Raw genomic sequence first — 22764 nt, forward strand, 5'->3', positions numbered from 1 at the left:
GGCGATCTGAGATGAAACGTGGTGGCGATACGGCGCTACCATGGCGCGGTCGGCCACCGCCCACCAGTCCCCCCAAATGGTCCGACCGGCCACAGCCCAGGGCCGCGCTCCTGCGGTTCGTTCCGGTATGATAGGATAACCGGCTGCCCCAACCTCCGGACTCGGCCGGACGTCCCGCCCCCTGCCGCCGTCCCATGCCGCCGTCAGCCGGGTCCGGTTCATTCTACTGTCACAATTCGCTGCTAGATGTACTTGTTCCCCCTGCCCCGGAGTCTCTGATGAGCCTGGACGCCGTCCCGTCCGCCGCCCACCCGGCCAGCGCGCCTGACCGCGTCGCGCTGGCCACCTCGCCCGAGCGTTTCATCAATCGGGAACTGTCATGGCTCGCCTTCAACAACCGTGTGCTGGAGCAGGCCGCCGACCCGCGCCATCCGGTTCTGGAGCGGCTGCGCTTTCTGTCCATTTCCGCCAGCAATCTTGATGAGTTTTACATGGTCCGCGTGTCGGGACTGGTGGAGCAGGTGCAGGCCGGTATCGTCAGCCCGGCGGATGATGGCCTCAGCCCGGCTCAGCAACTGGAGCCGATCCGGTTGGAGGCCGCCCGTCTCATCGAGAATCAGCAGACCTGCTGGATCAACACCCAGCGCGAACTGAGCGACCACGGGATAGAGGTGGTCCGCGCCGACAGCCTGACCGCGGCGGAGCGCCGCTGGCTGGCCGATTATTTTGCCGCTGAGGTCTTTATCTGTCTGACCCCGATCGCTCTCGACCCGGCCCACCCCTTTCCATTCATCCCCAACCTCGGCTTCGGCATGGCGCTGCAAATGCGGCGCCAGAGCGACGGCGAGCTCATGGACGGGCTGGTTCTGATCCCGCCGCAGATCGACCGCTTTGTCGCCCTGCCCGCATCGCCGGTGGAAGCGGCGGCTGACGGGCCGCGCCGCGTCATTGCGCTGGAGGATATTATCGCGGCGCATGTCGATCGGATTTTTCCCGGCTTTGACGTGCGGGGAACCGGTTTGTTCCGCGTCATCCGGGACAGCGACGTGGAAATCGAGGAGGAAGCGGAAGACCTGGTGCGGGTCTATGAAAACGCCCTGCGCCGCCGCCGTCGCGGCATCGTCATCCGTCTCGACATCAGCGCCGGCATGCCATCTGACCTGCGATCCTTTCTTGTTCGCAAACTTGATGCCCACATGCATGACGTCGTCGTCCATGACGGCATCCTTGGCCTGGCGGATATCAGACAGCTCATCGTGGATGACCGCCCGGACCTGCTTTTTCCGCCGTTCGAGACGCGCTTTCCAGAGCGTATCCGCGATTTCGGCGGGGATTGCTTCGCCGCCATCCAACATAAGGACATCATCGTCCACCACCCGTATGAAAGCTTTGACGTGGTGGTGCAGTTCGTCCGCCAGGCGGCGCAGGATCCGGCGGTGGTTGCCATCAAGCAGACTCTGTATCGCACCAGTGAGGACTCACCTGTTCTCAGGGCGCTGACCGAGGCGGCGGAGGCCGGCAAATCGGTCACCGCCATGATCGAACTCAAGGCCCGCTTCGACGAGGAACGCAACATCCGCTGGGCGCGAAACCTGGAGCGGGCCGGCGTTCAGGTGGTCTACGGATTCCTCGACCTTAAGACCCATGCGAAGGTCGCGCTGGTGGTGCGGCGCGAGAATAACACGCTCCGTTCCTACGCCCATTTCGGGACCGGCAACTATCATCCGGTCACCGCGCGCATATACACTGACCTCTCCTACTTCACGTGCGATCCGGTTCTCTGCCGTGACGCCGCCGTGCTGTTCAACTATATGACCGGCTATGCCGAGCCCAAGGCCCTGGCCAAGCTGGCGGTGGCGCCGGTGAATCTCCGTCAGACCCTGCTCCGTCTCATTGCCGAGGAGGCCGATCACGCCCGCGCCGGCAGACCGGCGCACATCTGGGCCAAGCTCAACTCGCTGGTGGACGCCGGAATCATCGACGCGCTCTATGGGGCCAGCCAGGCCGGAGTCGACATCCAGCTCGTGGTCCGCGGTATCTGCTGCCTGCGGCCGGGACTGCCCGGCCTTTCGGAGAGAATCACCGTTCGTTCCATCGTCGGCCGCTTTCTGGAACACAGTCGCATAGTTTGTTTCGGGGCCGGTCACGGTCTGCCATCGGACCAGGCAAAGGTATATATTTCCTCGGCCGACTGGATGCCGCGAAATCTGGACCGGCGCGTGGAAACCCTGGTGCCCATCGGCAACGTGACAGTCCACCGTCAGGTGCTTGATCAGATCATGGTCGCCAATTTGAAGGACGAGGCCCAGACTTGGCTCCTAGGCCCCGACGGCACCTACTCCCGGATCGCTGCGCCCGCCGACGCGTTCAGCGCCCACAACTATTTCATGACCAACCCCTCTCTGTCGGGGCGGGGGCGGGCGCTTGCCGGCGACGCGGCGGCGCCGCTGAGCCTGGCCGATTCGCCCACCGCCCGTTTCCGGCCGCGTCCGGTGCCGGCCCCAGACAGCGCCTGATTGCGCTGGCAAGCGCGCCACTACGGCCGCCGGCCAACGGCGTGACCGGGCCATGAGGCGGGACCGCTCTCAGAACGACGATCCGGCCACGCTGCCGCTGCCGCCGGCCGGGCGCATTGGCGTCATCGACATCGGCTCCAACTCTGTCCGCCTGGTTGTGTTCGAGGCGCGTGACCGCGCGCCGGCGGTGCTGTTCAACGAGCGTACCCTATGCGGTCTCGGTCGCGGCCTGGCCAACGGCGGCCGCCTCAACCCCGACGCCGTCGCCCTCGCCCTCGCCAGCCTGGAGCGCTATGCCCATCTGGCCCGCGCCATGCACGCGAGCCGGCTGGACTTGCTGGCCACCTCGGCGGTGCGTGATGCCGCGGATGGCGCCGCTTTCGTTGCCGAAGCGGAACGCCGGGCCCGCAGCCCGGTCACCGTACTGACCGGCGAGCAGGAATCACGACTGGCCGCCCTGGGCGTTGCCTCGGCCGACCCGGACGCCACCGGAACCGCCGGCGACCTGGGTGGCGGCAGCCTGGAACTGGTGCAGCTTGATGGCGGCCGGATCGGTGGCGCCGCCACTCTGGCTGTCGGCCCGCTGCGTTTTCTCGATAACGGGTCCTTCGATGCCGCCGCCGCCACCAGCGCCATGGATCAGGCGCTCGCCGCCATTTCCTGGATCGACCGGGCACGCCACCAGACCTTCTATCCGGTCGGCGGCGCCTGGCGTGCCCTGGCCCGCATCCATATGCGCCAGCATGACTATCCCCTGGACATCGTTCATGGCTACGCCATGGCGGCCGGCGACATGCGGAATCTTGCCCGCGCCATTGCCGGTATGAGCCACGGCTCGCTCGGCCGCATGGCCGGCGTGCCCCGCCGCCGCATAGAGACTCTGCCCCTGGCGGCCATTCTGATGGAGCGTGTGCTGCTGCGGCTACAGCCGTCCCGGCTGGTCTTTTCCTCATTCGGCCTGCGCGAAGGCCATCTCTATGACCTGATGGACGAGACCGTCCGGCGGCAGGACCCGCTGATTGCCACCGCCCGCGCGGTCGGCCATCGCGAAAATCGGTCCGCCGCCATCGGCCAGGCCCTGGCCGACTGGCTGGCCCCTCTCTTTTCCACGGAATCGCCGCATGACCGGCGGCTGCGTCTCGCCGCCTGTCACCTGGCGGATATCGGCTGGCGCAACCATCCCGATCGCCGTGCCGATCACGCCCGCGACCGCGTTCTCTATCTACCGACGCTGGGGCTGCGCCATGACGAGCGCGTCTTTATCGCCCTCGCCGTTCATGCCCGATACGCCGGCGCCAGCCAGCCGCCGCAGGACTTTCCTATCGACCTTCTGACGCAAGAGGTCGGCAAGCGCGCCGTCTTCCTGGGGCAGGCGCTGCGCCTGGCCCTGTCGCTTTCAGGCGGCATGCCGGACATTCTGGCGGCGACGCGGCCGACCTTGACGGGAAAAGGCGTGGCGCTGGACCTGCCGGGAACGGGTGCCGCCATCATGGACGAGCTGATCGGCCGTCGGCTGGTCGCCGCCGACAAGGCGTATCAAGCGTGGCGCGCGGAACAGCCGGCGGTCTAGTCCAGGACGTCAGCCGATGCCCGTCCGCCCGGTGACTGCAGGGCAAAGAGCCAGCGGCAGACGATCGTCGCCGACAACGCCGCAACCACCTGCACGAACATGAAGGCCGGTGCATGTTCCGGCCGGATACCGGCGCCGGTAGTGGTCAGGGTTCGGGCCAGCGTCACCGCCGGATTGGCGAAGGAAGTTGAAGCCGTGAACCAGTAGCCGGCGGTGATGTAGAGGCCGACCGCATAGGCGACCGCATCGGGGCGAAAGCGGATGCAGCCGAGAATGGTCGCCACCAGACCGAAGGTCGCGACGAACTCCGCCAGCCACAGACCTGAACCCGACCGCGCCACCTGGCTTGCCGCAAGCACCGGCAGGTCGAACATAAGCTGGGCCACCGCCGCGCCGACGAGACCGCCGACGACCTGCGCCGCCACATAGGCCAGGGCCAGGCGGCCGGGGATGGTGCCCAGACGCCATTGCGACAGAGTCACCGCCGGATTGAAATGCGCCCCCGACACAGGGCCAAGCATCAGGATCAGCACCGCCAGAATGGCGCCGGTCGCCAGCGCGTTGGCCAGCAGGCCAAGTCCGGCGATGCCGTTGGACAGGTCCTCGCCCATCTGGCCGGAGCCAATCACCACCGCCAGCAGGAAGGCGGTGCCCAGCACCTCGGCCGCCAGCCGCCGCGTCACACTCCAATGGACGACCGTATGGCCATTGTCCATCGTCGCAACGACGGTTTGCATGACGTCGGTATTCGCTGGTCCGGGCGCCGAAGCGCCAACGCCGCGGAAAACCGTCATGCGGTGCCGGCGGGCGCGACGGCCGCACCGCGCATGCTGTCCAGCCTGGCCTTCAGGCTCAGCCTGTCAAGCGATTCCAGAGGCAGGCTGGCAAAGACAGACAAGCGCGTTTCGAGTTGACGATAGATGTCGGCGAACGCCACCTCCTGCTCCGCCCGGCTGCCCTCGAAGGCAGCCGGATCGGCGAAGCCCCAATGGGCGGTCATCGGCTGGCCTGGCCATACCGGGCACACTTCGCCGGCCGCCTGGTCACAGACCGTGAATACAAAGTCCATCTCCGGCGCCTCTGGCCCTGCGAACTCGTTCCAGTCCTTTGACCGAAGGGTCTGCGTCTCATGATTGAGCCGTTGCAGCAAGGCCAGGGCCAGCGGATTGACCTGGCCGGTCGGATGGCTGCCGGCGCTGAAGGCCTGAAACCGGCCATGGCCCAGGCGCGTAAGGATCGCCTCGGCCATGATGGAGCGCGCTGAATTGCCGGTGCACAGGAACAGCACACGATAGGGACGGCTGCGACCGGAGGCTGGGCCCGTGGGTTCGTCGTTGCTCATGACCTGGTGACCGTTGCTGCGTTTCAGGCGGGTGCGCGCAGTTCCAGGCTGTCCACCAGGGCGCCGCACAGGCGTGGATTGCCGTTGCAGCAGTCGCGCGTCAGATAGGCGATGAGGGCGCCGATCCCGTCGAGCCGCGCGCCATAGCGGATGGTCCGGCCGTCTCGCTGCGCGGCCAGCAGGCCCGCCGCTTCCAGTTGCGCCAGGTGGGTCGACAGAGTCGATGGCGGCAGGGCCAGGCGACGTGCGATGTCGCCGGCCGGCAGCCCCTGCGGCCCGGCCTGCATGAGGAGGCGGAACACCCGCAGACGACTTTCCTGTCCGAGAGCCGAAAGGGCTTCAACAGCTTCTATATCTTCCATATTTCGGAAATTATCGAATTATAGGCGCACACGCAACAGGCTTTGTGCAGCCGGATACGATCTGCCGCCGGAAACGAAAAACGCCCGCCTCCACGGGAGGCGGGCGTTCTCGCGGAACAGAAGCGCGTAGCCCTATTTCAGCAGCTTGGTCGTCCAGCTACCGTCGGCATTGACCGAATTGGACGAATAGAGACCACTCACATCGCCATTGGCATCGAACTCGATGTCGCCCGACGCCCCCTGATAGTTGATGTCGGTACCGGCGGCGATCAGCGCCCGCGCCTTTTCCCACTCGCCGGGCAGGACGATCTCGCCCGGTGCATTGGCCACCTCGCGCAGCGCCGCCGCGATCAGGCTGCGATCTGCCGACCCGGCCTTTTGAATCGCCAGCGCCATCAGGAAGGCGGCGTCATAGCCATGGGCCACGAACGGCGACTGCGGATCGCCACCGGCGGCGGTAAAGGCCTGGGCGAAGCGCTGATAAGCTTCGCTGTCGGTATCCGACGCCGCCTGCGACACGGCCAGCCGGCCGGCCAGGTTCTCGGCGCCGATCTGTTCGACTACCGAATTGTCGAACATGCCGTCCGCCGCCATGAACTTGTCGAACAGCTCATTCTCCAGGCTGTTGCGCAGGATGGTGATGCCGCTGCCGCCGTAATAGGCAAAGACCATCAGCGCCTGCGGGTTGCCGTCCGCCGCCAGGGTCGCCAGCTCCGAACGGTAGGAGGCCTTGTCCGGCTCGTGCATCTGGCTGGCCACCACCGTGCCGCCCATGTCCTGGAACGAATTGATAAAGACCTGGGCCAGACCGCTGTTGTAGTCGTCATTGGCAAAGGTCACGGCGACCCGCTGATAGCCGGCGGCGCGCGCCTGCTCGGCAATGGACCGGCCCTGGAAGGAATCCGACGGCGCCACGCGGAATACCGTGTCGCCATCCGCCAGGTCGCTGATCGCCGGCGACGTGGCCGATTCCGATAGCAGCACGACGCCGGCCGGCATGGTCACCGACTGCGCCGCCGCACTGGTCGCGCCAGAGCAGTTGGGACCGACCACAGCGACCACCTGGTCCACATTGACCACCTTGTTGGCGGCGTCAACCGCGGCCTTGGCATCGCAGGCCGAATCGCCCAGCACCAGGACATAGGTATCGCCGTCGAGCAGGCCGCCCTGCTCGTTGACATGCTGCGCCGCCAGATTGCGGGCGGCGACGATCGGCGCCACGAGCTCGGCGATCGGTCCGGTCACCCCGCCAAGCGAGCCCACCTTGATGTCCGCCGCGATGGCCGACACGCTGGCCATGGCCAGCGCTGAAGCGCCCGCCAGCGCCATCTTCCAAGTTCCGCCAATCATTCTCTGCCCTCCCCCGGGTCGTGTTGTCCGATTTCGTTCGGACGCCGCCAAACCATATCCAGCCGCCCGAACGACCGTCAATCGCCGCCGCTGGGTCGTCGCGCCAAACCTCGCCGCTCCGGCAGGATTCCGCCGCTGAAGCGCTGCAGAACCACCTGTAGCAGCAGACCAATCAGGAATATCCGGATATAGGCCGAGCGGATCGCCCAGTCCGGCGGCAAGCGGCTGGTCAGGATTTCCGTCGCCGACCAGATGGTCCACAACAGCATGGCGCCGACAATGGCGCCGCGATTGCTGGCGCTGCCACCGACGATCAGCATGACCCACACCAGGAAGGTGGCGGTGATCGGCTCCGACAGGTTGGGATCTACGAATTTCAGGTTGTGCGCCATGAGGGCGCCGCCCAGCCCCATGATGGCGCTGCCGAAGATGAAGGCCTGCACACGGAAACGCTCCACGTCCTTGCCGGCCGCCCGCGCCGCCGGCTCATTGTCGCGGATCGCCGCCATCACCCGGCCCCACGGCGACAGGCGGGCCCGCTCCAACAGAACGTACAGAACGCCGACGATGGCCAGAACCACCAGGGTCATGGCCACCATGTTCCACGGACCGGCCAGGCTCTCGAACGGTTTGGGCACCTGGGCAATCCCCCGCGCGCCGTTGGTCGCCCATGTCTCGTTCTTCAGGATCAGGCGGAAGATTTCGGCGATGCCGAGGGTGGCGATCGCCAGGTAGTCGGCGCGCAAGCGCACGCAGATGCGCGCCACGCCCCAGCCCATCACCCCCGACAGGGCCATGGCCGCCATCGCCGCCACGGCGATGGGCAGGCCGAAGCCACCGAGATGGGACGCCGCCGCCGGCGTCGTCAGGATGGCGGCGGTATAGGCGCCGACGGCGAAGAAGCCGCCGACACCAGCATTGAACAGACCGGTAAAGCCCCATTGCAGGTTGAGCCCCAGGGTCAGCACCGCATAGATGCCGCCCATGGTCAGCAGCGACAGCCCATAGAGGAAAATGCCGGTGGCCTGCTCCATGTCAGAAGCTCCGGCCGCGGAACAGGCCCGACGGCCGCCAGATCAGCATGGCCACCATGATGGCGAAGGCGACGCCGGCCTTGTATCCCGGCTCCAGCAGCGGCGTTGTGCCGATCCATGCATAGCTCGACAGTTCCTCGGCGATGCCGATCACCAGGCCGCCGGCCATGGCGCCGTAGGGCCGGCCGATGCCGCCCAGAATGGCGGCGGCGAACACCGGCAGCAGGATCTTGAAGCCCATCTGGGTTTCCACATGGGTGTCGATGGCCAGAAAGGTGCCGGCCGCCGCGGCCAACGCCGCCCCAACCAGCCAGGTGGCGCGAATCACTTTCTCCGTGTCGATGCCGGTCACCTGCGCCAGCTCCGGCGAATCTGACATGGCGCGCATGGCCTTGCCGGTGCGGGTGCGGCTCAGCAGCCAGTGCACCGCCAGCATGAGACCCGCCGCCGCCGCGACGATCATCAGGTGACGCGGTGAAATCCGCAGCGCGTCGAACACGATCCACGGCCGCTGAATACCGGTCACCATCGCCTGCAACTGAACGCCCCAGACAAGCTGGATGGCCGAGCGCAGCATCAGCATCAGGCCGAAGCTGGCCATCACCAGGACGATGGTCTGGCTGGCCCGCAACGGCCGGAAAAAGGCGCGATCCATGGCCAGCGCCACCGCTCCGGTCAGCGCCATGGCCAGTGGCAGTACAGCAATCGGGTGCCAGCCGGTGGCCTGCACCAGGGTCAGCGAGATATAGGCGCCGAGAGTCATGGTGGCGCCGTGGGCAAAGTTGGCGAAGCGCAGAATGCCGAAGGTCAGCGACACGCCGATGGCGCCCAGGGCATAGATCGCGCCAAGCGTTATGCCCGGCAGCAGATGAAAATTGATGAAATCCATCATGACGCGTCCGCCGCCGTCATGCCGCCACCCCCACCACCGCCAAGAAACATCTCCGCCACCTCGGGATTGGCCAGCAGAGCGGGGCCGCTATCGTCCAGCCGGTTCTCGCCATCCACCAGAACATAGGCGCGGTCCGCCACCGCCAGCGCCTGACGCGCGTTCTGCTCGACCATCAGGATGGCGGTGCCAGCGTCGTTGATCCGCCGCACCAGGGCAAAGATCTCGCCGCGATACAGAGGCGACAGACCGGCCGTCGGTTCATCCAGCAGCAGCAGCTTGGGCTCCAGCATCAGGGCGCGGGCCATGGCCACCATCTGCCGCTGGCCGCCGGACAGGGTGCCCGCCGCCTGGCGTCGGCGCTCCTGCAGCGGCGGAAACAGGCCATAGAGCTCGGCCAGGCGCGGTCGCCAGTCGTCGCGCCGCACATAGGCTCCCATTTCCAGATTTTCCTCGACCGTCAGATTGGCGAACACATTTGCTGTCTGCGGCACATAGCACACACCGCGCCGGACGATCCGATCCGGCGACAGACCACGGATCGACAGGCCGTCCAGCAGGATGTCGCCGCTGCTCACCCGGGCCAGGCCAAAGACCGCCTTCATGGCGGTGGATTTGCCGGCGCCGTTGGGGCCGATGATCACCACGATCTCTCCCGGCTGCACGGTAAGGCTTACGTTGCGCAGGATATCCGCACCGCCATAGCCACACGACAGGTTGCGCATGGCCAGAACCGCGCTCATGCCGCCGCTCCGCCCAGATAGGCGTCCAGCACACGCGGGTCGCGCCGCACCTGGCCGAACGGTCCTTCGGTCAGGACTGCGCCATCGGCCAGCACGATGACCGGGTCGCACAACCCGGCAATCAGGTCCATGTCATGCTCGATAACACAGAAGGTATAGCCACGGTCCTGGTTCAGTGCGCGAATGCGGTCCGCCAGAACCTGCAGCAGAGTCGGGTTGACCCCCGCCCCCGGCTCATCCAGCAGAACCAGCCGCGGTTCGGCCATCATCGCCCGGCCCAGCTCCAGCAGCTTTTTCTGCCCGCCCGACAGGTTGCCGGCCACTTCGTCCCGCAAGTGATGCAGCGTCAGGAAGGCCAGAGTCTCCTCTGCCTTCTGGCGGATCGCCGCCTCGCGCCGGCCGACGGCCGCCGGCCGCAGCCAGTTGGCCAGCAACGCCTCGCCTGGCTGCGCCGCCGGCACCACCATAAGGTTCTCCACAACGCTGAGGCGGCCGAACTCATGGGGAATCTGGAAGGTCCGCACAATGCCCCGATGAAACAGGGCATGGGTCGGCAGCCCGGTGACGTCCTCGCCGTCCAGACGGATACGCCCGCTGTCCGCCTTCAGCGCCCCGGCAATGCAGTTGAACAGGGTCGTCTTGCCGGCGCCGTTGGGGCCGATCAGGCCGGTGATCGTGCCGGCGGCGATCTCCAGACTGACGCCCCGCAGCGCCGTGACGCCGCCAAAGGACTTGGCCAGCCCTTCGACCGTCAGCACGCGATCATCCGCCGGACCGACCCGCGACGCGCCATGAATGCCCCCCGTTTCTTGGCCGGCACAGGGTGCGAATCACACGCGGCAAGGTCAAGCGCGGTCGCCCGCAGCTTCTGTTCTCCACCGCTATCTGTAGACTGGGCGAACACCATCAGACACGGAAGGGAAACGCCATGGACATGATCGAACGCGACGGCGCGCGCTGCCCGGTGCTTGGGCTTGGCACCTGGGACCTGCGGGGAAAGGCGGCGCGGACCGCGGTGGCCGAGGCCATTGCCCTTGGCTACCGCCATATCGACACCGCCCGCGTGTATGAGAACGAGGCCGAAGTGGGCGCTGGCATCGCCGACTCCGCAATCGCCCGCAAGGACCTGTTCGTCACCACCAAGGTGGCGCCGGCCAACCTGCGCGCCGCCGACCTCAGGCGCTCTGCGGAATCCAGCCTGGCCGATCTCGGCTGCGATTATGTGGACCTGTTGCTGATCCACTGGCCCAACCCGGATTTGCCCCTCGATCCGTCGCTGCGCGCCATGGCCGACCTGCGCGATGAAGGCCTGACCCGCCACATCGGCGTATCCAATTTCAACGTCCGGCGCATGGAGGCGGCGGTGGCCGCCGGCGTCGGCGACATTTTCTGCAATCAGGTGGAATACCACCCGGGACTGAGCCAGGCCACATTGCTGGCCGCGCTGCGCGCCATGAATGTGCCGCTGGTGGCCTATTCACCGCTAGACAAGGGTCGCGCCGCGAAAGACGCGACCCTGGCCGCGATCGGCGCCGGCCACGGCAAGAGCGCGGCGCAGGTGACCTTGCGCTGGCTGATACAGCAGCCGGGCGTCATCGCCATTCCCAAGGCCGGCAGGCCCGAACACATGAAGGCCAATCTGGATATCTTCGACTTCACCCTGAGCGATGACGAGATGGCGCGCATTCACGCTCTCGCCCGGCCGGACGGCCGCCAGACCGGCGTCGATGCAGAGGGTCTGGACTGGGATAACTGACTGGCCGCCTGACCGGGGCCGCCGGATCAGGCCAGCCGGTCGATGATCGCCGTCGCCGTGCCGGACAGGATACGGCGTTTGTCGTCATCGCCGATGGCCGCCTCCTCCACCGCCCGACGCGGCCCGTCTCCGGTGAAGATGGGAAAGTCGCTGCCAAGCATGATGCGGTCGGCGCCATAGGTCCTGACCGCCAGCTCCAGGGCGCGTGGTCCCAGTGACGCGCTGTCCACATATACCCGTCGCGCCCGGCTCGACGGCAGGGGATCGTCCGGTGTGCGCAGCCGTGACACCTCGTCCATGCGTTCCAGCAGATAAGGCAGGGTGCCGCCGAGATTGATCACCTGAAAGCTGATATTGGGAAAGCGTTCGGTCAGGTCACCGAACATCAGGGTCACCATGACGTGCGACAGAGCCGTCTGCAGGGCGATGGTGCTGGCCCGGTGCTGATGGTGGTCGGCGAACTTCGGCACCGACAATTCCTGGTCGGCGCGCAAGCCCGGATGGATCATGATGTGGCCGCCGTCCTGGTCTGCCTGGCGCAGCACCGGCTCCAACGCCACGGCCTCGTCGCCGGACAGAAAATAGTTGGCCGGCAGAATCGCCCCCAGCAGCCCCAGGGTGCGCCGCGCCCGGCCAAGTTCCGCCGCCGCCCGATCCATATCGGCCAGCGGCAGGCCGGCCAGCCCCACAAAGCGCCCGCCGGAGCCGGCGATGATCTCCGCCAGCTCGTCGTTATAGGCGGCCACCAGCGGCCCCGACTCCGCAATCGGCAGGGCATCGGCGCCAAGCGCGCCGGGAAAGGTCAGCATCTGGCGTTGCAGGCCCAAGCGGTCGAGAAAGGCGACACGCTCGTCCATGTCCATGTGATGGTCCAGAAACGGCAACTCCGTCGTCGGCGTATGCAACCACTGGCGGCCGGACTCGTCCCGGGCCAGTCGCGGCCGGTGGCTGCGCGTTGCCAGATGGGCCATCAGGCCGCGCCCGTAATAGTGCGAGTGCATGTCCGTATTCATGACCTGTCTCCGTCGTCCGGCTCCGGCGCTGGCGAGTGGCTGGCAAAAGGCCTGTCGGCCGCGTGGTTGCCGGCCAGCTCCGGCCGGTTGCCCAGGCACGCTTCCTGCAGCGCAGCGATCAGCCGCGCCAGCGCCGCGCCCTGGTCACGCACCGTGTCCACTGGCGGGAAGACGGCCCGCACCGCCGCCAATGCCGGCCGCAACGGCGGCGCCGGCGCGCGGTCGCCATCGGCCCACAACGCCTGGCTGGCCGTCGCCGCCAGACAGGCAAACGCGCCGAGGCACGCATCGGCCGCCGTCTCTTCCTTGTCATAGGCGGGAAACGCCGGCAGAAATATATCGCTCTGCAAAACGCCGCCGTCGCTGGCCGGAATGAACGCCGGCTGCGCCGCGTCGCGGGCCCGCTCGGTGAACCACATCTGGACCGCCCGCAGACGCTGGGTGGACAGCTTGGTGCCGGCCGGCGCCAGGGCGTTGGTCAGCCCCGTCACCCGCTCGTCGTGCAGCTTGGTGACCAGACGGCCGGCCAGCGTCGCCAGGTCGGCCGACACAAAAGCCAGCGTCGCCAGATGCGGCGTGGCCACCGGGTTATGAAATCCGCCGTTGGTCAGAACCCGGCCTGCCTCATACGCCGGCTCGTCAGTGAAGAAGGTCGGGTTGTCGGTCACCGTGGCCAGCCAGTCCGCCGCTGCCGACGCCGCCTGATCGGCCGCCCGCATGGCCGCCGCCAGAAGCTGTGGTGCGATACGAAAGCTGACGGGCGGCTGCCAGGCGCGACGGGGCCGGGCCGCACCCTGACGCAGGGCCGCAAGGGTGGCAAAGGCCGGGCCCATCCACCGGTCACGGCTGGCCCTGGCCAGCGCCGGATCCCATGCCTCTTCCGGCAGGCCGGCCGCATCCGTCGCCAATGCGAGCACTCGTGCCATCACACCGACCCGGTGGCGCGCGCGCAGCGCCGCGTCCGACAACAGGGCGGCGGCACAGGGCGAACCGTTGAGCAGGGCGCTCGCTTCCTTCTCGGCCCGGCCGGGGCCGATCAGGTGGCCGATCAGCGGCAGCAACTGCTCCACCTCGCCCGACGACATTTGCCCATGGCGATGCAGCACCGGCACGTCGCGGCCATCCAGCAACGCCGCGACCTCATGCGCCAGGCGCGGACGCACCGCCGACAGGCCGCTGACGAAATTGGCCAGGCGCGCGAACAGGATGCCGCGGGCCAGCCGCAGCGGATAGGCCGGGCCGAAGCCGACCCCCAGATGATAAGGCGGCGATTCGGCCATGGCCTTGCGGCCGGCCGCATCAAGATGCTGGCCGGCGGAATCGCCATAGCCGCTGGTGACGCCATAGACCACCCGCTCGGGGTCATCCACATAGGCCATGAAGGCGCTGCGAGCCTCCGCCATGGCCCGTTCGCCATCGGCGCCGATGGCCACCGCCTCGCCGTCCCAAGCCACCCGGCGGAACTGGCTGAGGCCGAAATCGTCCAGACCGTTCAGGGTGACGGTCACGCCTGTGCCTCAAGGGCTCGCCGGCGGATGGCCGACAGGGTATCGCGGGTGGTGATGCCGTCCGGATCGATCCGCAACTCGATCAACGCCGCCCGTCCGGCGTTGAGCGCCCGCTCAAACGCATCCGGAAACTGACTGGTCTCGGTCACCACCTGGCCCAGCACCCCATGCGCCTCGGCCAGCGCGGCGAAGTCCGGGTTGATCAAGTCCGTCGCCACCACCCGGCCGGGATAGTGGCGCTCCTGATGCATACGGATGGTGCCGTACATGCCGTTATTGACCACCAGAAACACTGGGTCCAGGCCATGCTGGCGGGCTGTCGCCAGCTCGGCCGCGCTCATCATGAAGCAGCCATCACCGCTGATATTGACCACCACCCGGTCGGGAAAGGCGGCCTTGGCGGCGATGGCCGCCGGTACGCCATAGCCCATGGCCCCGCTGGTCGGTGCCAGTTGCGTACCAAAGCCGCGATAGCGGAAAAAGCGGTGGACCCAGGTGGCGTAATTGCCGGCGCCGTTGGTGATGATGGCATCGTCCGGCAGGGTCGCATCGAGGTGCTGTATCACCCGGCCCAGGTCCAGCGCACCGGGAAACGGCCCCGGCTTCAGGCTTGCCTCATAATCGGCGCGCGCCGCACCCCGCCAGTCGAGCCACTCGCTGCCATTGACCGGCTCCATGGCCCGGGCGGCGGCGGCAAAGGCGTCCATGCCGGCGGCGATGGCCAGGTCCGGCTCATAGGTGCGGCCTGGCTCATCCGCGTCGGGATGAATGTGAATCAGAGTCTGACGTGAGCGCGGCGGCACCAGCAACGTATAGCCCGAGGTGGTGATCTCGCTCAGCCGCGGTCCGGCGGCGATGATCAGGTCGGCGTCGCGCACCCGCTGCGCCAGGGCCGGATCAATGGCGATTCCCACATGGCCGGCATAGTTGGGATGGCGGTTGTCGAAGCGGTCCTGAGCGCGAAAGCTGGTGGTCACCGGCAGGCCGTTGGCCTCGGCAAAGGCCTGGATGTCAGCCACGCCGGCCGCACTCCAGGTGCCCCCGCCGAGCAACAGCAACGGCCATTCCGCGTCGTCAAGCCGCTGCCGCAATTCGGCCATGGCCGCCGCCGTCGGCGCCGCCTGGGTCGGGCGCACCCGGGACTGGCGCAGGGCCGGCGCGGCATCGTTCTGCATGTCTTCCGGCAGGCTCAACACTACCGGGCCTGGCCGGCCGCTTACGGCGGTCTGCACCGCGCGGCGCATATACTCGCCGACCCGGCTGGCCTCGCGGACCTCGCCGGCCCACTTGGCCAGCGGCCCGAACATGGCGGTGAAATCCACCTCCTGAAACGCTTCACGGTCGCGCACATCACGGGCGACCTGACCGATCAGCAAAAGCATCGGCGTCGAATCCTGTGACGCCGTATGGACGCCGACCGCAGCATGGCAGGCACCCGGCCCTCGCGTCACCAGGCACGCCGCCGGCCAGCCGGTCAGCTTGCCGTGGGCCTCAGCCATATTGGCTGCACCCGCCTCATGCCGGCAGGTGATGACGCGGATATGATCGGCTGCATCATGCAAGGCATCGAGCACCGCAAGGAAGCTCTCGCCCGGCACCGTAAAGACCGTTGTGACGCCCTGCGCCAGCAGGGCGTCCACCACCAGCTGGCCGCCGCTGCGCCTGACGCCTTCGCCGCCTGTGGCGGCCGCACCTGCACTGCCACCTGTCGTGTCTGCCACTGTCCGGTCCTCCGCTACGCTGACCGTTCAGTCATAGCGCACGGTCCGCGGCAGCGACAGTATTTGCCGCAGCCGGGCGCCGCCGGTCCGGGCTGGCATAGGGCGGCAGTCTTGCCTAACCTTGCTCCGCGACCCCGCCTTTCCCGCAACCCTACCCGGCCAAACGCCAGCCATGATCACTCTGCTAGACCGACTGGGCGCCGAACACCGCAATATGGCCAGGCTTCTGCATGTGGCGGAGCGCCAGCTTGACCGCCTGGCGGCGGCGGAGCGGCCGGACTATTTTCTGCTTGGCCTGCTGCTCGACTATTTCCTCGATTTTCCTGACCAGGTGCATCACCCCAAGGAGGACATGTTGCTGGGCCTGCTGCAGGCCCGCGCCCCGGACGCGGCGGCGGAGATCGGCGGCCTGCTGGCGGAACACCGCGATCTGGCCCTGCGCACCCGCCGCTTCGCCGACGCCGTGCGCGAGATTTCACACGACGGTGCAGCCATGGAGCGCGACGAGCTGGTGCGCCTGGGACGCGACTTTGTGGATTTCTATTTCCATCACATGCACGAGGAAAACGAGATCTTCTTTCCGGTTGCCGCGGCCTATCTGACCGATGCGGACTGGGCCAGCGCCGATGTCGAGGGACGGGCCGGCAGCGATCCCCTGTTCGGCGGCACGGCAGACATGCGCTTTCAGGCTCTGGAGCAGGAAATCCGCCTAATGGAGCAGGAGGCACACGAGGCGCAGAACGCCTAGGCCCCCGGGGAGCAGACGGGGCCGGCCGCCCGCCTTTATTCCTGTTCCGACCTGGACTAGTCTGTTCGCGTCGTGTCACCGCTGCCGCGGCTGCCGCCCGGCCGAAAGCAACGCGCCCATGTTTGCAGGTCCGCCTGACCATCTGCCTCAGTCGTTGGCTTTTCTGCTGCTGCCCCAGTTTTCTCTCATGGCTTTTGCCTCTGCCGTAGAGCCGTTGCGCGCCGCCAACCGTCTGGCTGGCCGACCGCTCTACAGCTGGGAGGTGCTGGGCCCCGATGCCCGGCCGGTGGTCGCCAGCAATGGCGTGGCCATACCCCCCGACCGGGCCATCACAGACGTGACGCGCCATCCGTGCATCGTCGTCTGCGGCGGCTATGGTATGCAGGCGTTCGACGATCCGCGCACCCTGGCGGCCCTGCGCCGGCTTGCCCGCACCGGCACCATCATGGGAGCCATCTCCACCGCCTCCTATGTGCTGGCCCGGGCCGGTCTGCTGGCTGGCCGGCGGTGCACCATCCATTGGGAGAATCTGGACTCCTTCCGCCAGGACTGGCCCGATCTCAATGTCACCGACGATCTGTACGAGATTGACGGGCCCGTCTTCACCTGTTCCGGCGGCACCGCCGCCATGGACCTGATGCTGCACCTGATCGTCGCCCAGCATGGTCACGGTCTGGCGGCGGCGGTGTCGGACCAGTTCATCCACCAGGCGATTCGCGAGTCCCGTCAACGGCAGCGCATGGCCACCGGGCGCCGGCTCGGCACTGGCAATCCCACCCTCATGGCCATCGTTGATCTGATGGAGCAGAACATCGAAGCTCCGCTCGGCCGCCACGACATTGCCGAGCGGGCCGGCTTGTCGGAACGCCAGGTCGAAAGACTGTTTGCCCGTGAGCTTGCCGTATCGCCCCGGCGCTATTACTTCCAGCTAAGGCTGGAGCGGGCTGACGCCCTGTTGCGCCAGACGGCCATGCCGATCCTGGATGTGGCGCTGGCCACCGGCTTTGTCTCGGCGTCGCACTTTGCCAAGTCCTACCGCAGCCACTTCGGACGAACACCGCGTCAGCGGCGGGCCGAGGCGCGCCTCAATCTGCCGGCGCCGCCGCATATCCGGCCGCACGAGGGCAGCGATCCTAGGATTGATCGAGCGGACGAGTCAGTTTGAACCCGCTGTCATTGCGCTTCATCTCGAAAGCGCCGTCCTGCACCGCCCGCAGCCAGCCCACCGTGCGCTTGGGCGCACCGAGGGCAAAGAAATGTGCGGCGCGAATGCCACACTCCCGGTCATTGGCCTGATAGCGGGCCAGTCCGGCGACCAGCGCATCCGGTTCCCACGGCAGCAGCAGCCGGCTCAGATTGGCCGCCTGGCGGGTGATGACCCGCATGGAGTTGCCGACGCCGCAGGCCTTGGCATGACGCAGCAGGGACTTAAGGGTGGCCAGACCCGGCAGGCCGATTTCGATAGGCAGGCGATTGCCCTCGACTCGCAGGCGCTTGTCCCAGGCGATCACCGGGTCGGCGGCAAAGACGAATTGCGTGGCGATGTACAGCGCCGTACCGGACTGCTCCGCATAGGCGTTCTTCTGGGCAATCGCCTCGGCAATGGCCGCATCGGAGATATCCGGTGAGCCTTCCGGGTGGCCGGCGACGCCGATGCGGCGGATGCCGTGCTTCTCCAGAAGGCCGGTGCGCAGCACCTCGATGGACGCATCAAACCCGCCGACCGGCTGGTCGAGCCCGCCGCCGATGACCAGCGCCTCGACCGGCGCCGCTTCTTCCGCCAGATCGCGCAGCCAGCGGTCGAGGCTGGCGGCATCCGGCACCGACCGGGCGGCGATGTGCGGCACCGGCCGCATGCCGTCACGGCGCAGGCGCTCTGCTGTGCGAATGGTATCGGCGAAGTCGGAGCCCGGCAGGAAGGTCACAAAGACCCGCGTGTCCGGCGCCAGCAAGTCGCGGAACGAGTCGATCTTCTCCGCTTCGCGCGGCGTCACCTCGATGGACGCGTCCGTCAGAAAAGCCTGTACCGGATGGAGCCCGGCCATGGCATCAGCGCTCATGCCGCCGCTCCCCGTCCGCGGCGGCGGCGGCGACCGCCCTCTCCGCCGCCCTCGCCGCCCAGATTCACTTCCTTCGGCGCCGGCAGCGTGACCACCTGCGACAGGTAGGTGGACGCCGCCGTCTTGTGGGGAATGGCCATGGCTTCCACAAAGTGCTGCTGGAACATGGGTTCCACCGCCGTTTCGATCTTTTCAATCCGCCGCACCACATCGGCGATATCTTCCCGCGACTTGCGATTGAGCAGGGCAATGCGGGCACCGGTGCCGGCGGCATTGCCGGCGGCCGACACCTTGTCCAGCGGACAGTCGGGAATGAGACCCAGCAACATGGCGTATTTGGGATCGATGTGGCTGCCGAAAGCGCCGGCCAGCACCACGCGCTCCGGGCTGGCCACATCCAGCTTGTCCATGAGCAGCCGGGCCCCGGCATACAGGGCGCCCTTGGCCAGTTGAATGGCGCGCACGTCGTTCTGGGTGACGCGCACCTGGCCCTCGCCGCTCTCGTCACCACGCCACAGGATATAGTCGGCGGTGCGGCCGTTCGGGACCACGCGATCGTTCTTCTCCGCCATGGCCGGGTCCAGTACGCCGTCGGCGGTGAGAATCCCGGCCAGGAACATCTCGCCGATCACCTCAATGATGCCGCTGCCGCAAATGCCGGTGATGCCGCTGCGGCGGGTCGCTGACACAAAGTGTTCATGGTCCGACCACAGATTGCAGCCGATCACCGTGAACGTCGGCTCCAGGGTCACCGGGTCGATACGCACACGATCTATGGCGCCGGGCGCGGCGCGTTGGCCGTGCAGGATCTGCGCGCCCTCCAGGGCCGGTCCGGTCGGGCTGGAACAGGCCAGCAGCCGTTCCTTGTTGCCCAGCACGATTTCGGCATTGGTGCCCACATCCACCACCAGGGTCAGTTCGTCGCGGCGATTGGGCTCTTCCGACAGCACCACACCGGCGGCATCGGCGCCCACATGGCCGGCAATGCACGGCAGGGAATGGACATAGCCGCCGGGGTTGATGTCCAGGCCCAGTTCGCTTGCCCGCACGTCAACCTGACCGTTGGTCGCCAGCGCAAACGGCGCGCCACCTAGCTCAATGGGATTAATCCCGAAATAGAGGTGATGCATGATGGGGTTACCAACCACCACCACTTCCAGAATGTCTTCGCGGTTGATCTGCGCCCGCTCCGCCGCCTCCCCGGCCAGCTCATTGACCGCCTCGCGCACTGCCTCGGTCTGCCGCACGTCGCCGCCCGGGTTCATCATGATGTAGGAGACCCGGCTCATCAGGTCTTCGCCAAACCGGATTTGCGGGTTCATACGGCCGACCGAGGCCACCACCTCGCCCGAATGCAGGTCGGTCAGGTGGGCGGCGATGGTGGTGGAGCCCACGTCGTAGGCGATACCGAAGGCGGCGTCGTGGAACTCCGGCCAGACATGGATGATCTCGCTCCGCTCGCGCACCGCCACGGTCACCTTCCAGTCGCCCTGGCGCAGCGCCGCCTGCAGTCCCTGGATCACCGCCAACCGCGCCGTCAGCCCCTCCAGTTGCCACTGGTCGGCCAGCGCCTGCTTCAGGCGCTCGAAATCGCCGGACGGCTTGTGCATGTCCGGCTCTTCCACCTTGACGTAGTGCAGGGTGACCACCGGATCGATTTCGATGGCCCGCACCTCGGCCCGCTTGCGAACCACCTGCTTGTGAACCTGGCTTTCCGGCGGTACGTCGATCACCAGATCGCCACGAATGGTTGACGAGCACGACAGGCGGCGGCCGGGCTTCATGGTCTGCCGTTCGCGATAGGCGACCTCGTTGGCGCCGTAGCCGGACAGATGATCGACCCGGCTTTCAAGGCCGAATTTGGAGAACTCACCCTCGCTGACAACGATCTGGCAGCGGCCGCAGATACCGTTGCCGCCACACACGCTGTCAATGTCCACGCCCAGACTGCGGGCCGCCTCCAGCACCGTGGTGCCGATGGGAAAACGGCCGCGCCGGCCGGACGGCATGAAGGCGATACGCGCCTCGCCGCTGGCCGCGGCCGGCGTCTCGCCATCCTGATCGGCCGCGGCCGGGTCAGGGGCTGCTGGGGGGCTGCCGTCGGCGTTCATGGGATTGTCCTCCACTGGCTGACCGCGCTAGGCGCCTCAGGCCGCGCCGCGCCGGACGCGCCGTCCGGTGGAGCGGCGGCCGCCGCCGTCACCGTCCGGCACAGGCTCGCGGAAGCGGCGAATCCAGGTGGCGCAATCGGGATCCACGCCGTTCACCACATTGGCCCCCAATATGGCCTGCATTTCGGGCTCATGCAGCGGGTTCATGATGGCCGAGGTCATGCCGCACGCTGCCGCCATAGGCAGGAAGGCGGCGTTCAGGCCATGCCGGTTGGGCAGGCCGAAACTCAGGTTCGACGCGCCGCAGGTGGTGTTGACCTGCAGCTCGTCGCGCAGACGGCGCACCAGCTCGAAGACCGAGCGTCCGGCCGAGCGCATGGCGCCGATCGGCATGACCAGCGGATCAACAACGATGGACGAGTGGTGTACGCCATGGTCGGCGGCGCGCTGGACGATCTTCTTGGCCACTTCAAAGCGCACGTCCGGGTCTTCGGAAATGCCTGTCTCGTCATTGGAGATGGCCACCACCACGCAGTCATATTTCTTGACCAGCGGCAGGATGACCTCTAGCCGCTCCTCTTCACCGGTGACCGAGTTGAGCAGCGGCCGCCCCTTATAGGCGGCGATACCGGCCTCCAGCGCGGCGACAATGGATGAATCGATAGACAGCGGCACGTCCGTCAGCGACTGCACGAGCCTGATGCACTCGGCCAGGATGCGCGGTTCGTCGGCCAGCGGAATACCGGCATTGACGTCCAGCATCATGGCGCCGGCCTCGACCTGGGCGATGGCGTCGCGTTCGACCGTGGAATAGTCCCCGTTCTTCATTTCCTCGGCCAGCTTTTTGCGGCCGGTCGGATTGATCCGCTCGCCAATCACGCAGAATGGGCGATCAAAGCCGATGACCACCTCCTTGGTGGCTGAGCTGATGACGGTATCGGTCATGCCTTCCTCGCTTGCTTCCGCGCCGCCGCCTTCTGGCATCCGGCGCTGGTGTCGTTTTCTGGTGCGGCTTGCCGCCGGCGCCGGTCAGCCCGGCAGGCGCCCCTTGTTGCGGACCAGGAGGCGCAGCCGGTCTTCGTCATACTCCGCCTCCAGCGCGTCCGCTACACGTTGCGCCTCGGCCGCCAGGTCGTCGCCGCACGGCGCCGGGTCGCCACGTCGCCACTCGGCCAGGTACTGGTCGGTATCGGTAAAGCCGTCGCCCATGGCGGCGGCATCGATCGCCGCGCTGAAGCGCGGATGCAGCTCCACCTTGGACTGGTTGCGGCGTCCGGCCTTGGCGATCACCTGGGCCGGAATGTCCCGCCAGTACATGATGATTAGTTCGGCCATGGTCAGTGCGTCTCCAAATCCTTACCCGTCGTCCCGCCGGTGGCGCGACCGCCGGCCGCGTCCTGCACAAAACGCGCCAGCTCTCCCATGCCGGTCCGGCGCATCTCGAATGCCAGGCCCAGCCGGTCGGCGGCCGCCTGCGCCTTGGCCACCAGATCGGCGTCGTCGGTCTGCGCCAGATAAACCAGACGACGGTAGTTGCCGAACATCATGTCCTGCAATTCCGGATGACGGTCGAGCCCGAGCCCCTTGATGATCAGGGTATGGAAATGGCGCACCAGATAATCGGTCAGGAAAAAGCTGCCAAGCTCCTCGTCCATCAACCGGTCGAAATCCTCATGGCCGGCGAAGAAGGAATAACAGTGCGGGCCGCCTATACGGGTCACGCCCTCTTCCGCCAGAACTCTGTCCAGAAGCCCGCCGGTGCCGCAATCGGCATAGGCCACGTAAATGGCGTCGTAGCGGTCGCGATTTTCGCGGATACGGTCGCGCACCCGCTCCGGAATGTGCTCGGGGCGATTGTGCAGGGATGCCGGCAGGCAGGTGATATCCATGTGGCTCCACCCGTTGACCCGGATGATCGCCAGCAGCTCCCGCGCCAGGGCGCCGCAGGCGATAATCAGGCTGCGCGGTGGCCCGGCAAGCGACGGGGCGGGCGACAGGCCGGCAGACGGTTCGCCAGGCGCCCGCGTCGTCATGGCCTGAC

At 67.1% G+C, this 22764-nt stretch carries 21 protein-coding genes; 5 read left to right on the top strand and 16 right to left on the bottom strand.

Annotated features, from left to right (window positions below; genetic code table 11):
* Positions 1-278: 278 nt before the first annotated feature.
* Together RIE31_11755 and RIE31_11760 are read left to right on the top strand one after the other, a co-directional pair.
* Positions 279-2516 (top strand): RNA degradosome polyphosphate kinase, encoded by a 2238-nt coding sequence (locus RIE31_11755; protein ID MEQ8641259.1) that lies wholly within the window; start codon positions 279-281, stop codon positions 2514-2516.
* Between the two features lie 52 nt (positions 2517-2568).
* The gene (locus RIE31_11760) at positions 2569-4086 is read left to right on the top strand and encodes a Ppx/GppA family phosphatase (GenBank protein MEQ8641260.1); all 1518 of its coding nucleotides are present in this window, start codon (positions 2569-2571) and stop codon (positions 4084-4086) included.
* Here the strand turns inward: RIE31_11760 and RIE31_11765 are convergent.
* The 8 genes from RIE31_11765 to RIE31_11800 form a co-directional block, all read right to left on the bottom strand.
* Positions 4083-4802 (bottom strand): MIP/aquaporin family protein, encoded by a 720-nt coding sequence (locus tag RIE31_11765; GenBank protein MEQ8641261.1) that lies wholly within the window; start codon positions 4800-4802, stop codon positions 4083-4085. The two genes, RIE31_11760 and RIE31_11765, sit on opposite strands and share 4 nt — an antisense overlap.
* A 74-nt stretch (positions 4803-4876) precedes the next feature.
* Positions 4877-5428, bottom strand: a complete 552-nt coding sequence (locus RIE31_11770; protein ID MEQ8641262.1) for an arsenate reductase ArsC — start codon at positions 5426-5428, stop codon at positions 4877-4879.
* Between the two features lie 23 nt (positions 5429-5451).
* Positions 5452-5790: a metalloregulator ArsR/SmtB family transcription factor gene (locus RIE31_11775; protein MEQ8641263.1), complete on the bottom strand. Its 339-nt coding sequence runs from the start codon at positions 5788-5790 to the stop codon at positions 5452-5454.
* Between the two features lie 132 nt (positions 5791-5922).
* Positions 5923-7140, bottom strand: a complete 1218-nt coding sequence (locus tag RIE31_11780) for an ABC transporter substrate-binding protein (GenBank protein MEQ8641264.1) — start codon at positions 7138-7140, stop codon at positions 5923-5925.
* A gap of 77 nt (positions 7141-7217) precedes the next feature.
* Complete coding sequence (locus RIE31_11785) at positions 7218-8174, bottom strand: branched-chain amino acid ABC transporter permease (GenBank protein ID MEQ8641265.1); 957 nt, start codon at positions 8172-8174, stop codon at positions 7218-7220.
* 1 nt (position 8175) lies between these two features.
* The gene (locus tag RIE31_11790) at positions 8176-9066 is read right to left on the bottom strand and encodes a branched-chain amino acid ABC transporter permease (protein MEQ8641266.1); all 891 of its coding nucleotides are present in this window, start codon (positions 9064-9066) and stop codon (positions 8176-8178) included.
* The gene (locus RIE31_11795; GenBank protein MEQ8641267.1) at positions 9063-9806 is read right to left on the bottom strand and encodes an ABC transporter ATP-binding protein; all 744 of its coding nucleotides are present in this window, start codon (positions 9804-9806) and stop codon (positions 9063-9065) included. The genes RIE31_11790 and RIE31_11795 overlap by 4 nt, the downstream gene beginning before the upstream one ends.
* A complete protein-coding gene (locus RIE31_11800) occupies positions 9803-10564 on the bottom strand; it encodes an ABC transporter ATP-binding protein (protein MEQ8641268.1) in 762 nt (253 codons plus the stop codon). The genes RIE31_11795 and RIE31_11800 overlap by 4 nt, the downstream gene beginning before the upstream one ends.
* A 170-nt stretch (positions 10565-10734) precedes the next feature.
* Here RIE31_11800 and RIE31_11805 point away from each other — a divergent pair, with 170 nt between their 5' ends.
* On the top strand, positions 10735-11562 hold the full coding sequence (locus RIE31_11805; protein ID MEQ8641269.1) for an aldo/keto reductase: 828 nt from the start codon (positions 10735-10737) through the stop codon (positions 11560-11562).
* A 26-nt stretch (positions 11563-11588) separates the two neighbouring features.
* On the opposite strand, the gene RIE31_11810 is transcribed toward RIE31_11805, so the two are convergent.
* From RIE31_11810 to RIE31_11820, 3 genes are read right to left on the bottom strand one after another with little or no spacing between them, the layout of a single operon-like run.
* On the bottom strand, positions 11589-12575 hold the full coding sequence (locus tag RIE31_11810) for an amidohydrolase family protein (protein MEQ8641270.1): 987 nt from the start codon (positions 12573-12575) through the stop codon (positions 11589-11591).
* Positions 12572-14083, bottom strand: coding sequence for an aromatic amino acid lyase (locus RIE31_11815; GenBank protein MEQ8641271.1), 1512 nt, complete (start codon positions 14081-14083; stop codon positions 12572-12574). Before RIE31_11815 ends, RIE31_11810 begins: the two co-directional genes overlap by 4 nt.
* Positions 14080-15804, bottom strand: coding sequence for a thiamine pyrophosphate-binding protein (locus tag RIE31_11820; GenBank protein ID MEQ8641272.1), 1725 nt, complete (start codon positions 15802-15804; stop codon positions 14080-14082). Before RIE31_11820 ends, RIE31_11815 begins: the two co-directional genes overlap by 4 nt.
* 172 nt (positions 15805-15976) lie before the next feature.
* Here RIE31_11820 and RIE31_11825 point away from each other — a divergent pair, with 172 nt between their 5' ends.
* Entirely contained in the window at positions 15977-16552 is a 576-nt protein-coding gene (locus tag RIE31_11825; protein ID MEQ8641273.1) for a hemerythrin domain-containing protein, read from the top strand.
* Positions 16553-16670: 118 nt separating this feature from the next.
* A complete protein-coding gene (locus RIE31_11830) occupies positions 16671-17717 on the top strand; it encodes a GlxA family transcriptional regulator (protein ID MEQ8641274.1) in 1047 nt (348 codons plus the stop codon).
* On the opposite strand, the gene RIE31_11835 is transcribed toward RIE31_11830, so the two are convergent.
* From RIE31_11835 to RIE31_11855, 5 genes are all read right to left on the bottom strand, one after another.
* A complete protein-coding gene (locus RIE31_11835) occupies positions 17686-18612 on the bottom strand; it encodes a metFprotein (protein MEQ8641275.1) in 927 nt (308 codons plus the stop codon). The two genes, RIE31_11830 and RIE31_11835, sit on opposite strands and share 32 nt — an antisense overlap.
* Positions 18609-20621, bottom strand: coding sequence for an ASKHA domain-containing protein (locus RIE31_11840; GenBank protein ID MEQ8641276.1), 2013 nt, complete (start codon positions 20619-20621; stop codon positions 18609-18611). The genes RIE31_11835 and RIE31_11840 overlap by 4 nt, the downstream gene beginning before the upstream one ends.
* A 138-nt stretch (positions 20622-20759) precedes the next feature.
* Complete coding sequence (locus tag RIE31_11845) at positions 20760-21668, bottom strand: methyltetrahydrofolate cobalamin methyltransferase (GenBank protein MEQ8641277.1); 909 nt, start codon at positions 21666-21668, stop codon at positions 20760-20762.
* An 84-nt stretch (positions 21669-21752) separates the two neighbouring features.
* Positions 21753-22058 (bottom strand): virulence factor, encoded by a 306-nt coding sequence (locus tag RIE31_11850; GenBank protein MEQ8641278.1) that lies wholly within the window; start codon positions 22056-22058, stop codon positions 21753-21755.
* A 2-nt stretch (positions 22059-22060) separates the two neighbouring features.
* Positions 22061-22756, bottom strand: coding sequence for a DUF1638 domain-containing protein (locus RIE31_11855; protein ID MEQ8641279.1), 696 nt, complete (start codon positions 22754-22756; stop codon positions 22061-22063).
* Positions 22757-22764 lie beyond the last annotated feature (8 nt).

This window comes from Alphaproteobacteria bacterium, assembly GCA_040218575.1.
Classification (GTDB): Bacteria; Pseudomonadota; Alphaproteobacteria; order JAVJRE01; family JAVJRE01; genus JAVJRE01.

Excerpts from the sequence above, each read along its gene's own strand:
- RIE31_11755 (MEQ8641259.1), top strand. The coding sequence starts at position 279 with ATGAGCCTGGACGCCGTCCCGTCCGCCGCCCACCCGGCCAGCGCGCCT.
- RIE31_11760 (MEQ8641260.1), top strand. The coding sequence starts at position 2,569 with ATGAGGCGGGACCGCTCTCAGAACGACGATCCGGCCACGCTGCCGCTG.
- RIE31_11765 (MEQ8641261.1), bottom strand. The coding sequence starts at position 4,802 with ATGGACAATGGCCATACGGTCGTCCATTGGAGTGTGACGCGGCGGCTG.
- RIE31_11770 (MEQ8641262.1), bottom strand. The coding sequence starts at position 5,428 with ATGAGCAACGACGAACCCACGGGCCCAGCCTCCGGTCGCAGCCGTCCC.
- RIE31_11775 (MEQ8641263.1), bottom strand. The coding sequence starts at position 5,790 with ATGGAAGATATAGAAGCTGTTGAAGCCCTTTCGGCTCTCGGACAGGAA.
- RIE31_11780 (MEQ8641264.1), bottom strand. The coding sequence starts at position 7,140 with ATGATTGGCGGAACTTGGAAGATGGCGCTGGCGGGCGCTTCAGCGCTG.
- RIE31_11785 (MEQ8641265.1), bottom strand. The coding sequence starts at position 8,174 with ATGGAGCAGGCCACCGGCATTTTCCTCTATGGGCTGTCGCTGCTGACC.
- RIE31_11790 (MEQ8641266.1), bottom strand. The coding sequence starts at position 9,066 with ATGATGGATTTCATCAATTTTCATCTGCTGCCGGGCATAACGCTTGGC.
- RIE31_11795 (MEQ8641267.1), bottom strand. The coding sequence starts at position 9,806 with ATGAGCGCGGTTCTGGCCATGCGCAACCTGTCGTGTGGCTATGGCGGT.
- RIE31_11805 (MEQ8641269.1), top strand. The coding sequence starts at position 10,735 with ATGGACATGATCGAACGCGACGGCGCGCGCTGCCCGGTGCTTGGGCTT.
- RIE31_11810 (MEQ8641270.1), bottom strand. The coding sequence starts at position 12,575 with ATGAATACGGACATGCACTCGCACTATTACGGGCGCGGCCTGATGGCC.
- RIE31_11825 (MEQ8641273.1), top strand. The coding sequence starts at position 15,977 with ATGATCACTCTGCTAGACCGACTGGGCGCCGAACACCGCAATATGGCC.
- RIE31_11830 (MEQ8641274.1), top strand. The coding sequence starts at position 16,671 with ATGTTTGCAGGTCCGCCTGACCATCTGCCTCAGTCGTTGGCTTTTCTG.
- RIE31_11835 (MEQ8641275.1), bottom strand. The coding sequence starts at position 18,612 with ATGAGCGCTGATGCCATGGCCGGGCTCCATCCGGTACAGGCTTTTCTG.
- RIE31_11840 (MEQ8641276.1), bottom strand. The coding sequence starts at position 20,621 with ATGCCGTCCGGCCGGCGCGGCCGTTTTCCCATCGGCACCACGGTGCTG.
- RIE31_11845 (MEQ8641277.1), bottom strand. The coding sequence starts at position 21,668 with ATGACCGATACCGTCATCAGCTCAGCCACCAAGGAGGTGGTCATCGGC.
- RIE31_11850 (MEQ8641278.1), bottom strand. The coding sequence starts at position 22,058 with ATGGCCGAACTAATCATCATGTACTGGCGGGACATTCCGGCCCAGGTG.
- RIE31_11855 (MEQ8641279.1), bottom strand. The coding sequence starts at position 22,756 with ATGACGACGCGGGCGCCTGGCGAACCGTCTGCCGGCCTGTCGCCCGCC.